Source organism: Ardenticatenales bacterium (assembly GCA_020634515.1).
Classification (GTDB): domain Bacteria; phylum Chloroflexota; class Anaerolineae; order Promineifilales; family Promineifilaceae; genus JAGVTM01.
In genome coordinates this window covers 577,214-590,681 of record JACKBL010000003.1, presented here as the reverse complement: position 1 = coordinate 590,681, position 13,468 = coordinate 577,214, and the positions used below count along the sequence as shown (strand labels likewise).

Annotated in this window: 12 protein-coding genes; 10 read left to right on the top strand and 2 right to left on the bottom strand. The window is 59.2% G+C overall.

The features are described 5' to 3' along the window. Positions 1 to 348 precede the first annotated feature (348 nt). Positions 349 to 2,646: an amino acid permease gene (locus tag H6650_11210; protein MCB8952572.1), complete on the bottom strand. Its 2,298-nt coding sequence runs from the start codon at positions 2,644 to 2,646 to the stop codon at positions 349 to 351. Positions 2,647 to 2,913: 267 nt separating this feature from the next. Between H6650_11210 and H6650_11205 the strand changes: the two genes are divergently transcribed. After that, on the top strand, positions 2,914 to 3,567 hold the full coding sequence (locus H6650_11205) for a hypothetical protein (protein ID MCB8952571.1): 654 nt from the start codon (positions 2,914 to 2,916) through the stop codon (positions 3,565 to 3,567). A 219-nt stretch (positions 3,568 to 3,786) separates the two neighbouring features. Beyond that, a complete protein-coding gene (locus H6650_11200; protein MCB8952570.1) occupies positions 3,787 to 4,446 on the top strand; it encodes an MBL fold metallo-hydrolase in 660 nt (219 codons plus the stop codon). Between the two features lie 212 nt (positions 4,447 to 4,658). Here H6650_11200 and H6650_11195 read toward each other — a convergent pair whose 3' ends face one another. After that, complete coding sequence (locus H6650_11195) at positions 4,659 to 4,991, bottom strand: hypothetical protein (GenBank protein MCB8952569.1); 333 nt, start codon at positions 4,989 to 4,991, stop codon at positions 4,659 to 4,661. Between the two features lie 56 nt (positions 4,992 to 5,047). Here H6650_11195 and H6650_11190 point away from each other — a divergent pair, with 56 nt between their 5' ends. The 8 genes from H6650_11190 (at position 5,048) to H6650_11155 (ending at position 13,429) form a co-directional block, all read left to right on the top strand. Then, entirely contained in the window at positions 5,048 to 5,485 is a 438-nt protein-coding gene (locus H6650_11190; protein ID MCB8952568.1) for an Rrf2 family transcriptional regulator, read from the top strand. Positions 5,486 to 5,632: 147 nt separating this feature from the next. Beyond that, entirely contained in the window at positions 5,633 to 6,364 is a 732-nt protein-coding gene (locus H6650_11185) for an SDR family NAD(P)-dependent oxidoreductase (GenBank protein MCB8952567.1), read from the top strand. A gap of 201 nt (positions 6,365 to 6,565) precedes the next feature. After that, complete coding sequence (locus tag H6650_11180) at positions 6,566 to 7,738, top strand: M20/M25/M40 family metallo-hydrolase (protein MCB8952566.1); 1,173 nt, start codon at positions 6,566 to 6,568, stop codon at positions 7,736 to 7,738. Positions 7,739 to 8,101: 363 nt separating this feature from the next. Further along, positions 8,102 to 9,658: a hypothetical protein gene (locus H6650_11175; protein ID MCB8952565.1), complete on the top strand. Its 1,557-nt coding sequence runs from the start codon at positions 8,102 to 8,104 to the stop codon at positions 9,656 to 9,658. A gap of 247 nt (positions 9,659 to 9,905) precedes the next feature. Then, positions 9,906 to 10,172 (top strand): hypothetical protein, encoded by a 267-nt coding sequence (locus H6650_11170; GenBank protein MCB8952564.1) that lies wholly within the window; start codon positions 9,906 to 9,908, stop codon positions 10,170 to 10,172. Further along, positions 10,144 to 11,190, top strand: a complete 1,047-nt coding sequence (locus H6650_11165; protein ID MCB8952563.1) for an aminoglycoside phosphotransferase family protein — start codon at positions 10,144 to 10,146, stop codon at positions 11,188 to 11,190. Before H6650_11170 ends, H6650_11165 begins: the two co-directional genes overlap by 29 nt. 147 nt (positions 11,191 to 11,337) lie before the next feature. Beyond that, the gene (locus H6650_11160; protein MCB8952562.1) at positions 11,338 to 12,336 is read left to right on the top strand and encodes a hypothetical protein; all 999 of its coding nucleotides are present in this window, start codon (positions 11,338 to 11,340) and stop codon (positions 12,334 to 12,336) included. Positions 12,337 to 12,391: 55 nt separating this feature from the next. Then, a complete protein-coding gene (locus H6650_11155; GenBank protein ID MCB8952561.1) occupies positions 12,392 to 13,429 on the top strand; it encodes a M42 family peptidase in 1,038 nt (345 codons plus the stop codon). Positions 13,430 to 13,468 lie beyond the last annotated feature (39 nt).

Sequence of the window (13,468 nt, the reverse complement as noted above, 5' to 3'; positions counted from 1 at the left end):
ACGAATTATAGCATGGCGGAGAAGGGGTTACAATCGGGACGATAGCCTTTCAGTCCCCATTGTAAAAGAGGTTCACAGCGTTGCTCCTCCCGTTTGGGGAATGGTCAAGATTGGACCAATTTCACCAGAAAAAAATAGGTCCAATCTGAACTAAGTAAACGTTCAAAAACAACTTAGTGATTTGCAGATTGGTTCAATCCGTGAGATTGAACCAATCTCCGTGAGGTTAATTCCGAACGGTTACGAAGGGTTCGCTCGGAATTAACTTTGGCCTTTCCCGTACACGAGAACCCTTCCAGCGCATCCATCAATTCCCGAGTGAAGCCTTTATTAACGGATGCGCCTTAATCATTCATTGCGGACGACGGGTGGCAGGATGGTTTCGCGCAGGACGGCGGCCACGGGGCTGCTGCGGCGTTTAACGATGAGGACGGGGCATTCCACTTCGTCGGCGACCTGGCGGGTGATGCTGCCGACGAGCAGGTTGCGGAACAGGGGTTCGCTGGTTGCGCCCATGACAACGATGTCGCTGCTGGTTGCTTCCCGAAGAATGCCGGCAAGCGGCGAACTCGCCTCCACCCGCTTCTTGTCGATAGGCGCATAATCCGATCCGTTGGTGGCATAGCGGAATGCGTTTTCCGCCTGTGCCTGGGCGACGGCGGTGTCCATGTTGGGCGGCGTTACGTGCATCAGCACAATTTGCGATGACTCCGGCGTGTTGCGGGCCAGGGCGATGGCCGTACTCAGGGCCAGCCGACTGTTGGGACCGCCGGCCACGGGCACGAGGATGCGGTGCAGCTTGTCAAAGGGGCGCGAGCGCAGAATGGCGATGTCTGTGGGCGGATTGGCGATGACGTGGTCAATGACGGAGCCAAAGAGTCGCTCATTGGAGCTGGATGTTCCCGGCCAGCCGAAGAGGAGCATGTCGCTGGCATTCTCGGCGACTGTTTTGACGATTGCGTGGGATACGGAGCGCCCCAGGCGGATGACGGTGTGTACGGGAACGTCAAACTGACGCGCTTCGGCAATGACGTGTTCCACGATGGGGCGGCGTTCTTTGAGGAAGTAGCGGCCATCGGAGAGTTGTAACGTTGCCGGCACTTTGATCACATTCAACGCCAGCACCTCCCCCCGATGCTCACGCGCCAGGATGCTGCCCAGGCGGCCCAACTGAGACGCCTGCGCCTCGTCCGCGACCGGAACCAGCACCGAATAGTTGACCGACACCAGCGCCTCGCGGTGCAGCACTTCGTGTGGGCGTTCCATTTGCTCTTTGTTCTTGAAATAGCCCCAGTAAAGCATCATGCCGACGGCGATCCAGGCGATGGTGATGATGCCCACGCGCCCTGTTTCCACGGCCAGGAATATCGCCAGCGCCATGTTGGTGACGATGCCGATCAGGGCCGGCCAGGGGAAAAGGGGGACGCGATAGCCGCGCTCCAGGTCGGGTCGCCGCCGTCGCAGGGTCATCAAGGTGATGTTAACCTGGGCAAACATGAGGAGGAACATGACGTCCGCCGCTTTCGCTACCTGGTCAATGGGCAGCGAAAGGGCCATGATGATGATTAGCACGGCGGAGATGCCAATGGCCCCAAAGGGGGTGTGCATCCGGGGATGGATGCGACCGAAGATGTCCGGCAGATTGTGGTCGCGCCCCATGGCGAAGGAGACGCGGGAGGAGGAGTAGATGGTGGCGTTGAGGGCGGACATAGTGGAGGCGAGGCCGCTGATGAGGATGAGGATGCCGCCCCAACGGCCCATGAACTGTTCGGCGGCGCGTACGATGGCGACCTCGCGGGCTTGGGCCAGATAATCCCAGACGGGGATATTGCCGGCATTCGCCGGAACCGTCACGGCGCCAATTGCCACCAGCGCCACCAGGACGTAAATGATCACGACGATCACAATGGAGATGAAGATCGCCCGCGGGATGTTGCGCATCGGGTCCTTCACCTCTTCGCCACTTTGGGCGATGATTTCATACCCCTCGAAGGCGATAAAGGTCAATCCCATAGCGACGAACACGCCGCTGAGGCCGTGCGGCAAAAAGTTCTCCGTGAAGACGTTCAAATCCGGGCGCAGGAACATGGCGCGCACGCCGACGACAATGAAAATGCCCAGAATGATCACCTTCGCAATAGTCACGACATTGCCCACCAGCCCCGTTTCGCTGGCTCCACGTACATTGATGAAGGCAAAGAGGATAACGATGATGCCCATGAACAGGAGCGTGAGGCTGTGGGCGTGGTCCAGTACGCCCGGATAACCCAGGGAGAGCAGCTCGACGGCGAAGCGGCCAAAGCCGAGGCCATAGAGCGAGCAGGCCACGGCGTGCGCAAACCAGCTCATCCACCCGGCCAGGAAGCCCTGCGTGCCACCCATGCCTTCCTTCACCCACAAATAGCCGCCGCCTGCTTCGGGAAAGGCGGATCCCAACTCGGCATAGGAGAGCGCCGTGAAAGTGGTCGTGATGCCATTGAGAAGGAAAGCCAGAACCAGGGCCGGCCCTGCTTCGCCCGCGGCGATGCCCGTAAGCACAAATATGCCTGCGCCGATCATGGCTCCCACACCAATCATGGTGATGTCGAGCAGACCGAGGGTGCGGCTGAGGGTGATTTCTTCCTGGGATTGCAGCCCATTACTCATCTAGTTTCCTCCTGAATAGGGACGCACAAGGCGAGGGAATGATATATTGTTTTGCTTGATTCTGACTTCTGCTCTTTTCCAACCAGCGGGAAAGGGCGCAGAGCCGTCCGGGGAGCGTCTGGCGGGGTGTTTTCGCAGACGAGTCTTTCGGGGTTTGATTCGCGCAATAATACCAGTTATGTTGAAGGTAGGCCAAGTTGAGCGGGTTGCCAATATGGTAGATGTGGTCTATTATCCGCGCGCCTGGTATGAGAGGGGTTATTAGCGATGCGGCAATCACGACGGTTTACGTATTTTTTCTTGTTGGGCATTATTGCGATGACATTGCCGTGCTATTGTGCCGGCATTATCCTCTACCGCCTCGCCCCCGACCCTAACGCCCTGCCCACGCTGCCCGCCATCATCACCCTCACCCTCACCCCCACGCCCACCCTCGCCGCCACCCTGCCCCCCAACGCCCCCGCCTCCCCCACCTCCCAACCGACCATCACCCCCCAACCTACCAGTACCCGCCCCACGCCCACCCTCTTTGCCACGCCCGGTCAGTTCCAGACCGAAACGCCCATCCCGCAACCAACCACGGCCACGCCCTCCGCCACCCCCTCCGCGACGCCCACGCCCACGCCCACGCCCACGCCCACGGGTACGGGTACAGGCACACCGAATGCCACGGAGACGGGCACGCCCACGGCCACCAGCACCATCCCCGCCATCGTCACGCTCACCCCATCGGCGACGCTGCCACCGCCCACGGCCACGTCAACCCCCCTCCCCAGCGATACGCCTCCGCCTTTGCCCACGGACACGCCACCGCCCAGCGATACCCCGCTTCCCACGGCGACCGATACCCTGGCGCCGCCGACGGAGACGCCGATTCCCGACCTGCCCACGGAAACGCCGCCGCCGACGGTGGAAGGGTGAGGACTGGCGCTGAAATAAAACGCGAATTGCAGCGCCAGTTTGAAGGAGCGGTCAGGAAACAACCTCGTTGTCTTAAAAAATGGATAACTATTCACGACCACCTTCCCGGAAGCTGTTTTGACGCCAAATGAGTTGAATAGTGAGGTATTTTGGACTTGAAATCGCGCTTCCGGGAAGATCTCTTGGACCATATACCCCCGAGGCTGAACAGTTACAAAAATGGAACAAATTGCCCCCGACCTGTATTTACTTAACGGATTTCCCAAATACGCGATCAACACCTATTTGATGGGTGATGTGTTGGTAGATGCCGGCGCACGTATGGACAAAAAACGAATTTTGCGCCAGTTAAAAGGTCGCGACGTTGCCGCTCACGCCCTCACGCACGTTCATCCCGATCATCAAGGGGCCAGCAAAGCGGTCTGCGAAACATTGGGCATCCCCCTCTGGTGTCCTGAAGCAGGCGTAACGGCGATGGAAAGCGGCGATCTGTCAAGCCAGATGCCTAATAGTCCGATAGCCACCCTTTCCAAATGGCTTTTTGCGGGACCTGCCCATCCTGTCAACCGCATTTTGCATGAAGGGGATGAAGTGGCAGGCTTTACGGTCATTGACACGCCAGGGCACGCTCTCGGTCATGTAGCTTTTTGGCGGGCATCGGACAGGGTGTTGATTTTGGGCGATGTGCTGATTCATGCCAATGAGTTTGGACGGGTGCGCTTGAGCGAACCGCGTCCCGGGTATACACTCGACCCGGCGCAGAATCGGGAATCGGCGCGTAAGGTCGCTGAATTAAACCCGGAAATTATTTGTTTTGGGCATGGGCCGGTATTGAGAAACGGCCGTCAATTTCAAGAATTCATCACCCAGCTGTCGTAAGTTTTGCGTAATTGGCGGCGAAATTTGGGTGCAAAATGCGGGCGAGCTTCGTAACTGTCGTCGATCTTGGTTGGTTGAAAGCCAGATGTGGTTTTTTGACCGTTTTTCGGCGCTTTCAAAAAACCCGTATTTTTGCGAATTATGCTGTGATTGCACAAAAGCTACGTTAGGGAAAACCAAAGTACTCTAGGAATTCGCGGGGAGTGGAGGCTTTAGCCGGAATATGTGCGCAAGAATCGGCTAAAGCCTTCACTCCAAATCCATATGTGTGGGGTAGACCCCGCGAAATCCGAAAGAGCCATTATTTTTAGAGGAGACCTCATGCGCCACGGCGCACCACCATCAATGACAACATCTTCCCGGAAGCTGTTACCCAGGGCCATCATCCGTGACGACGCTTCCGGGAAGATCATTTTCGAAGGAGACCTCATGCGCCACGGCGCACCACCATCAATGACAACATCTTCCCGGAAGCTGTTACCCAGGGCCATCATCCGTGACGACGCTTCCGGGAAGATCATTTTCGAAGGAGGAACGGCCGTCATAGATGTTGACAAAATCCAGATTCGTAACTACAATTGTTGCGAATCTGGAGCAATCTATGAGCATCAGTAGCCGTTTTGCCGTCGCCACCCACATTTTGACGTTGTTGGCGTTGGAAAATAAAGGCAACCCTACTACTTCTGAATATCTGGCGGGCAGCGCGGGCACAAACCCGGTGGTTATTCGCCGCATTCTCAGCCCCTTGGACAAAGCGGGGCTGGTGAAAACCTGTTCCGGCGTCGGCGGCGGCGTGCAATTAGCGCGTGACCCACGGCAAATCACCCTGCGAGACGTCTTTCAGGCGGTGGAACGGCCGAACACGCTGTTCTCTTTGGGTAAGCGCAAAAAGAACCTGTCCTGTATTTGCAGCCGCAACATTGACCCGATTATGGAAGCTGTTTTTCAAGGGGCGGAAACGGCCGTTTCCGACACCCTATCCCAAACCACCCTCGCCCAGGTTGCCCAACAGGTGATAGAAGCGGAAGGACGCGATTAGTTTGTTCGTTTGTCTGTTGGCTGCCAACAGACAAAATTTTTTCATTCAAACTGTAACAATTAAAGTTACGGGTTCGGTGCGTCAGGTCAGCCGCCTCTTCACGCCCGGCGAGAAAACATACTCAGGCGGCAGAAAGGAAATGTAATCGTGATAACGAAGAATGGTAAGGTAGTACTCATCACAGGAGCTAACAAGGGCTTAGGCAAGGAGATCGGCCGGCAGTTAGGCGCACTTGGATACACGGTGATCCTTACGGCACGGGACGAACAGGCTGGGGACGCGGCGGCGGCTGAACTCGTGGCTGCAGGGTACGACGCCCACACGGTTCGTCTTGAGGTCACCAACCCAGACGATATCGCCAACCTTGTGGACTATGTCGAAACGACTTTCGGCAAGCTCGACGTGCTTGTGAACAACGCCGGGGTCGCCCTTGAGTGGGACGGGAATCCAACCAACGCAGACAAGGTTCGCCGCACCCTTGAGATAAACCTCGTTGCCCCCTACGCGATTACCGAAGCGCTCATGCCGCTTCTCTCGCGTAGCGATGACGCACGGGTGATTAACCAATCTTCGATGCTCGGCTCAATAGGCACTGCTGAGAACGCGTGGGATCAGGTCGGGGGCTTCATGTCTATCGGATACTCGACTTCGAAGGCCGGGCTAAATATGCTAACGCTGATTCAATCGAAAACGCTGGCGAGCAAAGGGATCGCGGCCGCCGCTGCCCATCCCGGGTGGGTGAAGACCGATCTCGGAACCGATGCAGCGCCGATGGAGGTTGGCGAGGGCGCGAAGACGGTTGTCGATCTGGTGACCGTCGCTCGTGATCAATTCCCGAACGGCCAGTTGCAACATCTGGGCGCTCGTATGACTTGGTAGGGATCGTTGCTTGATTTGGCGCGGAGGTCTGCCGCGGCCGGTCAAACAACAATACCTCGGAGTCGAGGCTTCAGCCGGGTCAACCCCCATTTGTGGACCGGCTGAAGCCTCCACGCCAGAAACGTCAGTTTCCAGTAATTGCGGACAGCCATAAGGGCGGAGTTGGTCAAAACCCGGCAGTTGAAGGACAATGGAGCGGTGATGAGCCACGGCCTGAAGCCCGATAACGTATCTACGGCGCGCCGCGCGTCTGGGAAAAAAGAAAACATGGTAGACCTGGAATCCTTACTCAAGACGCTTACGGAAACGCCCGGACCTTCTGGTGCGGAGTTACCCATCGCGCAAGCGGTGCGCGACGCCTGGCAGCCCTACGTGGATCATCTGACGATTGACCGGGTGGGCAGCCTGATTGCCGTGAAGGAGGGGCAAGGAGCCGCACCGCGCCCGCGTTTGCTTGTTGCCGCGCATATGGACGAGATCGGCCTGATGGTGAAGTCGATGGATGCGTATCCTTCAGGAGAGGAGGGGTATGGCTTTTTGCGTGTGACCAACGTTGGCGGCGTGGATGTGCGCCATTTGTTGGGGCAGCGGGTGATGGTGCATGGGCGCGCTCAGGGCGACCATGATTTGCCGGGGGTGATTGGGGCGCTGCCGGCAAAAATGCTCCCCGACGGCAAGCAGAGCAAGGTGTTCGGCTATGAGACGCTGGTTGTTGACGTGGGACTGCCGTTGCGCCAACTGCGCGAATGGGTGTCGGTGGGGGATTTTGTCAGCTTTCATCAACCTTTGCGTACGTTGTTGGGCAAGCGCGTTGCCGGCAAATCCCTGGACAATCGCGCTTCCGTCGTCGCCCTTACCGTTTGCCTGGACGTCCTCAGCCAGCGGCGGCACGCCTGGGACGTGATCGCCGTCGCTTCGGCGCAGGAGGAGACCGCCCTCCTCGGCGCGGCCACAACCGCCTTCGCGCGGCAGCCGGACGTGGCGCTGGCGATTGACGTGACGTTTGGCAAGGGGCCGGGCGCGAATGACGAGCAGACGTTTGGCCTGGGGGAGGGGCCGACGATTGGCCTGGGACCGAATGTACACATGGGCGTGTATGAGGCGCTGAAGGAGGCGGCGGGGGCGCTGGAAATGAAGGTGCATACGGAGCCGCACGCGCGTTATTCGGGGACGGATGCGATGGCTTTGTATATTGCGCGTGCCGGCATTCCCACGGGCATTGTCGGTATCCCCCTGCGCTACATGCACACCATGGTGGAGTCCGCCGACCTGCGCGACATCGAACGCGCGGGCCGTCTCCTGGCCGAATTCGCCGCGCGCCTGGATGACGAGTTCATCCCCCGCCTCACCGCCACCCTCCTGCCGGAAACATAGGCCGATTATTCTGTTGCGCCTGAGTTGTTGCCTTCCGCGCCCGAAAGCCGTGTCTATGTGGCGCACATAGTGGTCGTTTGGACTTGAGTTTTCCCAAGACGGGTTCATAATTGTTGAACTTTGAGAAATAACATCTTCCCGGAAGCTGCTCCCCAGGGCCATCATCCGTGACGACGCTTCCGGGAAGATCATTTGTATCTATTCTCGTCTCCGAGAGATTGGACCAATTGGGTAAGGGGGGGTGTGTCAATCATGCCGGCATGGACGCAGCCACCTATCACACCCCTCGCCCAGGAACCGTGCCGGCGCGGCGTGCGTCTGGTGCGCTGCGAAAACCTATCCCGCACTGTAAAAGGAAGTATCATGATAGGCAAGAGAGGAACGAAACTGTTGTTGTGCCTCATTCTGTTGGCGTTGGCGGGCGGCGTGGCCTACGCCAATCCTACAACCGGCACCTGGGAGGAGAGAGCCACAGTCAATGAACTGGTGCTGGCGACTGCGTTTGCCGACCCGCAGACCGGGTTGAGCGTCGGCGCGAAGAACCTGATTGGACCACGTATTCTGCGTACGATGGATGCCGGCATTTCCTGGCAATCCGTCCTCAACACCACCCCCAACCTCGCCCTCACCGACATAACCTGGCAGGACGGCAACACCGCCTTCGCCACCGGCTCCGGCGTCAAGCTGTTCTTCAACATGAACGATGCGATTCTGAAGACCGACGACCGGGGAACGACCTGGGAAAGCGTCTGGAACAAAGGATTATTCTCCTACTGGACGGAGATTCAGGTCGTTTCGCCAGATGTGGTCATTGCCACGGGAGATTGGACCCCCTTCTTCTATACCTACTATGGCGTTGCCTACTCCACGGACGGGGGCCAGACCTGGGAGGAACGAAAATGGAATTGGAATTGGGACCCCATGGGGACGTATGCCTGGCCGACTGATTTGCATTTCCTGGATGAAAATGTCGGCTTCCTGGCCGGGGGTGTCTGGCCGCTGGCGGCCACCGCAGGCGTCCTGGGTGTGCCTGCCGACGAACGCTTTGCGCCAGATGCCGGCAGCGCCGGGGACCAATGGCTGGCCGTCGCCGAAGTCACCACCGATGGCGGGCAAACCTGGACCACAATCTTTGAGCAACCCGGCTTCACCCTCACCGACATCAACTTCGTCAACCGGAACGAAGGCTGGGTGACCGGTTACTACGAAACGGGCTGCTGCGTGGCGCATGGCTGGATTTTCCACACCACCGACGGCGGCCTGACCTGGGAACAGCAGTTTTTTGGCAAGGAAAATGTGGCGGCCATCCAGGCCATCCACATGTTCAATCGCCGCGAGGGCTGGGTGGCCGGCTACGAGGATAATCAGGCAACGGCGCGCACGCTGCTCTATCACACCACGGATGGCGGCGAGACCTGGGCGGAGATGGATTTCCACCCCTTCGCCGATCCGTTTGACCTGTTCTTCTTTAATGAGAGCGAGGGCTGGACGGTTGGCCCGAACAGCGCGCAGATGAGCAAGTTCCTGCACTATAGCGACCCGGAGCGGACGCCCAAAGTCACGGTAAATGTGGTCAACCACCCGGACACGTACACGCCCGGCGGCAACCTCACCTGGACGCTAAACATCCAGAACGTCAGCGGGGAGACGCAGCAGGGGGACCTGTGGCTCTACCTCGCCAGCCCCGCCATCCCCGCCGCTTCGCCTTTTCCCATTCCGCTGGCGCAGGGGGTGACGCTGCCGGCAGGTTTGAATATCAATCCGACCCTTTCCCTGCCCTTGCCCGCCTGGATGCCGGCAGGCGTCTACAATCTGGAAACCGTTATCGGTCCCTTTGGCGTGGACGATCCCCTGACGCACCTGGCCTACGGCAGCTTTGATGTCACCTTCATTCCGAACGCAGCCGAGAGCAACCGGTAGCAGAGGAAAAAGCCGTGGTTCTTCAAGAACTCGCGGGGAGTGGAGGCTTTAGCCGGAACAAGAACTCGCGGGGGGTGGAGGCTTTAGCCGGAATAAGAACTCGCGGGGAGTGGAGGCTTTAGCCGGAACAAGAACTCGCGGGGAGTGGAGGCTTTAGCCGGAACTGGAACACATCCGCAATCGCACAATTGAGCTGGAAGCCGCGCATGGTGGCCTGAACTTCTCCCACTTCCGCGAAGTAGACCGGTTGCCGTCGGATAGGCTGGCGGCGCTGGCGCAAACGTTCCCGCAACGGTTGGAACCAGGAGAGTTATGGCGCGCGCTGCACGCGGCTACCGACTGCTTCTTTGAAACGGCATCCCGCATGGAGCGCGCCCGTGGCGACAGCCAGTCGGCGCCGCTGCGTGAGGCGATGGGCCATTATCTGGCATGGATTACCGCGAAACCTGGCTCAATTCACGCTGACCCGGAGGCTGAGGCGGCACATGCTGGAAAAACCCGCGCTGGCCGATGAGAGAATTGTTGCTTGTCTGCAAGAAGAATATGGCCTGCCGGTCGATGATCTGCGTTTCTTGCCTCTGGGGGCGGATTTGCGGACGGCGGTGTATCGCGCGGATGCCGGCATTCTCCCCCCCTACTTCGTCAAATTAAGACAGGGCGCTCTGTACGAGGCTTCCGTTGCCGTGCCCAGACACCTCGCCGACCTGGGTCTGAAACAAGTGATCCCCCCGCTGCCCACGCGGAGCGGAAAACTCTGGGCGGACCTGCCTCCCTACGTCGTGGTCCTTTACCCCTTCATCGAAGGACGCGACGGCTTTGCCCAACCCCTGGCGGATCGGCAGCGCATGGAGTGGGGCGCGGCATTGAAACAACTGCATACGACCCCCATCCCCGCAACCATTACCCGTGACATACCGCGAGAAACATTCTCCCCACAGTGGCGCGCATCCCTCACCCAATTCCTGGTGCACCTGAATGGCGAGACCTATCTCGATTCCGTGGCGCGGGAACTGGCCGCCTTCCTACGCAGTCGGCGCGACCTCCTCACCATGTTGGTGGCGCGGGCGGAGCGGCTGGCGCGCGCGCTCCAAACCCATCCCACGGAATTCGTCCTCTGTCACGCGGACCTGCACGCCTGGAATATCTTGATTGATGCCCACGGCGCACTTTACATCGTCGATTGGGATACGCTCATCTTCGCACCCAAAGAGCGGGACTTGATGTTTGTGGGCAGTGGTTTGGGCGGCAGAGGGCACACTTTACAGGAAGAAGCGTCGTTGTTCTATCAGGGATACGGGTCAACACCCGTTGACGCCGCCGCGCTGGCCTATTATCGTTACGACCGGATCATCGAGGATATCGCCAGCTATTGTGAGCAGATATTCCTCTCATCGGAAGGGGACGCGGATCGAAAACAGGCGCTGTTGTCCGCCCAATTCAATTTCTCGCCCAACGGAACCATTGCCATCGCTTGCCGCGCGGATACCATGCTGCCCACCGTGGAGAAAAACGCCTTTCTCGCCCAGATTTGAGCGCGAAATCGGTTGATCCCCTCCTCCATTTTCTGGTAGAGTAAAGGCAAGCCCAACCTCCGGTGGGCGCGGCGGTGGGGCAGCCCTGGCGACGACGTTTCGGTGACCTGGTTCCGGGTTGGCTCTCGGCAGGCAAAGGAGAACGTGATGACCCCCTCTAGTCCCCGTACCCGCGCAATACCCCTCATGTTGCTCATGGTTATGTGCCTTTTTGCCGCGCATGCCCAGACCGTGGCGGCCAACGACAACCCAGCTTCCCAACCGCCGCAAGGCATTTGCACGCCTGGTCCGCACCAGATCGCCCTCTTCACGGGCACATTCTTCGGCGGTGACTGCGTTACCCTGGACCTGGGCACGTATCTTTCCGCCGACCAGATTGGCCTCGCTGACAATAGCGTCTCCTCCGTGCTGGTGGGCGGCGATACGCAGGTCGTCCTCTGCACCAATCCGTTCCTCGGCGGCGTCTGCGAGACCTTCACCGTTAGCGACAACGACCTCTCCAACAACCCTGTCGGCAGCGACACCGCCTCCTCCGCCCGTGTACAGACATTGGGCACGGGCAATTGCAGCGCCGGCGCTTACCAGGTGGCCGTTTTCGTCAACCTTTTCTACGACGGCCAGTGCGTGACGCTGGAAATCGGGGATTACCCCAACACGCTGCTGATTGGCATACCGCCCAACACCATTTCCTCCATCCAGGTGGGCGCGGGCGTGGAAGCCGTTCTCTGCCGTGGCTTTGAATTCACCGGTATCTGCGAAACGTTCAACCGTAACGATCCTATTTTGAGCAATAACCCGATTGGCAATAACAACACGTCCTCCATTCGCGTGCGCTATCCCACCAATTACCAGTGCTATCCGGGCCTGTTTCAGGTAGCATTGTATACGGAGGCAAATTACGGCGGTGAATGCGTGAAGCGCGGCATCGGCTTCTACAGCAATGCGCTGCAGATCGGTTTGCCGGACAATTCCGTCTCCTCCGTGCGCGTGGGCCTGGGCGTGCGCGCGGTGGTGTGCCGTGACAACAACTTCGGCGGCGTCTGTGAAACATTCACCAATGATGACCCAGACTTGAGCAATAATCCCATTGGCAGCAACCAGGCCAGTTCGCTACAGGTGCTGCCGGGGAGTGCGCCCACCCCATGATACCCGGTGGGGCGCGCCCAAAGTGCGCCCCATCTCAGTGACACAGCGAGAACCTATGAACGAACTGCTACAACAATTGAGTGAGGCTGTTGGCGTCTCCGGCGCGGAGCAGGATGTGCGCCTGCTGATCCGCGACCTGATCACGGATCACGTCGATGAGATACGGGTGGATGCCGTGGGTAATCTGCTGGCGCTGAAGAAGGGTGACGGCTCTTCCGACATGCGGGTGCTGGTGGATGCGCACATGGATGAAGTGGGCTTGATGATTACGGATGTGGATAGTGCCGGCACGGCCAAATTCGAGAAGATCGGCGGCCTGGATGATCGCATCCTGCTGGGCAAAGTGGTGCAGGTGGGGCCGAAGAAACTGACGGGCGTCATTGGCGCGCGTCCCGTCCACTTGCTGCAAACGGTCGGTGAACGCGCCTCCGTGGTCAAGGCGGACAGTATGCGCATTGACATTGGGGCCGGCAGCAAGGATGAGGGGCAGGGGAAAATGAAGCCGGGCGACCGGGCCACGTTTCTCACGCCTTACCAGGAGTGGGGCGAACTGGCCGTGGGCAAGGCGCTAGACAATCGCGCGGGCTGCGCCATTCTGGTGGAACTGCTGCGCGGTTCCCGTTATCCCTTCGACCTGTATGCCGCTTTTACGGTGCAGGAGGAGGTGGGCATGGCCGGGGCGCGGGTGGCGAGTTTCGCGGTTGCGCCGGATGTGGCCCTGGTGTTGGAATGCACGCCCGCGTATGACCTGCCGAATGAGAATGACGTGAGTCCGAATGTGGCGTTGGGGCGGGGGCCGAGTGTGTATGTGATGGACAGCCGCACGATTCAGGACCCGCGCCTGGTGAGCCACATTATGCGCACGGCGGATGCGCAGGGGATTCCCTTCCAGATTCGGCAGCCGGGTGGCGGGGGGACGAATACGGGAATGATTCAGCGCGCGGGTGGAGGAATGCCGGCAGCGACCCTTGCTGTTCCTGGTCGTTATCTACACGCCCCCGCCGCCATCATCAGCCTTACCGACTACGCGCGCGTGCGCCAACTGGCCGACGCCGTCTTGCGTTCTCTTTCCCGCGACCTGCTGGCGCGATAAACGAACACCCTTCTCCCCCACATTAACGCCTTTCTTGCG

What these genes read in the sequence shown, in the direction of transcription:
- H6650_11175 (MCB8952565.1), top strand. Translation starts at nt 8,102, where the DNA reads ATGATAGGCAAGAGAGGAACGAAACTGTTGTTGTGCCTCATTCTGTTG.
- H6650_11195 (MCB8952569.1), bottom strand. Translation starts at nt 4,991, where the DNA reads ATGACGGCCGTTCCTCCTTCGAAAATGATCTTCCCGGAAGCGTCGTCA.
- H6650_11160 (MCB8952562.1), top strand. Translation starts at nt 11,338, where the DNA reads ATGACCCCCTCTAGTCCCCGTACCCGCGCAATACCCCTCATGTTGCTC.
- H6650_11200 (MCB8952570.1), top strand. Translation starts at nt 3,787, where the DNA reads ATGGAACAAATTGCCCCCGACCTGTATTTACTTAACGGATTTCCCAAA.
- H6650_11155 (MCB8952561.1), top strand. Translation starts at nt 12,392, where the DNA reads ATGAACGAACTGCTACAACAATTGAGTGAGGCTGTTGGCGTCTCCGGC.
- H6650_11180 (MCB8952566.1), top strand. Translation starts at nt 6,566, where the DNA reads ATGAGCCACGGCCTGAAGCCCGATAACGTATCTACGGCGCGCCGCGCG.
- H6650_11190 (MCB8952568.1), top strand. Translation starts at nt 5,048, where the DNA reads ATGAGCATCAGTAGCCGTTTTGCCGTCGCCACCCACATTTTGACGTTG.
- H6650_11205 (MCB8952571.1), top strand. Translation starts at nt 2,914, where the DNA reads ATGCGGCAATCACGACGGTTTACGTATTTTTTCTTGTTGGGCATTATT.
- H6650_11210 (MCB8952572.1), bottom strand. Translation starts at nt 2,646, where the DNA reads ATGAGTAATGGGCTGCAATCCCAGGAAGAAATCACCCTCAGCCGCACC.
- H6650_11165 (MCB8952563.1), top strand. Translation starts at nt 10,144, where the DNA reads ATGCTGGAAAAACCCGCGCTGGCCGATGAGAGAATTGTTGCTTGTCTG.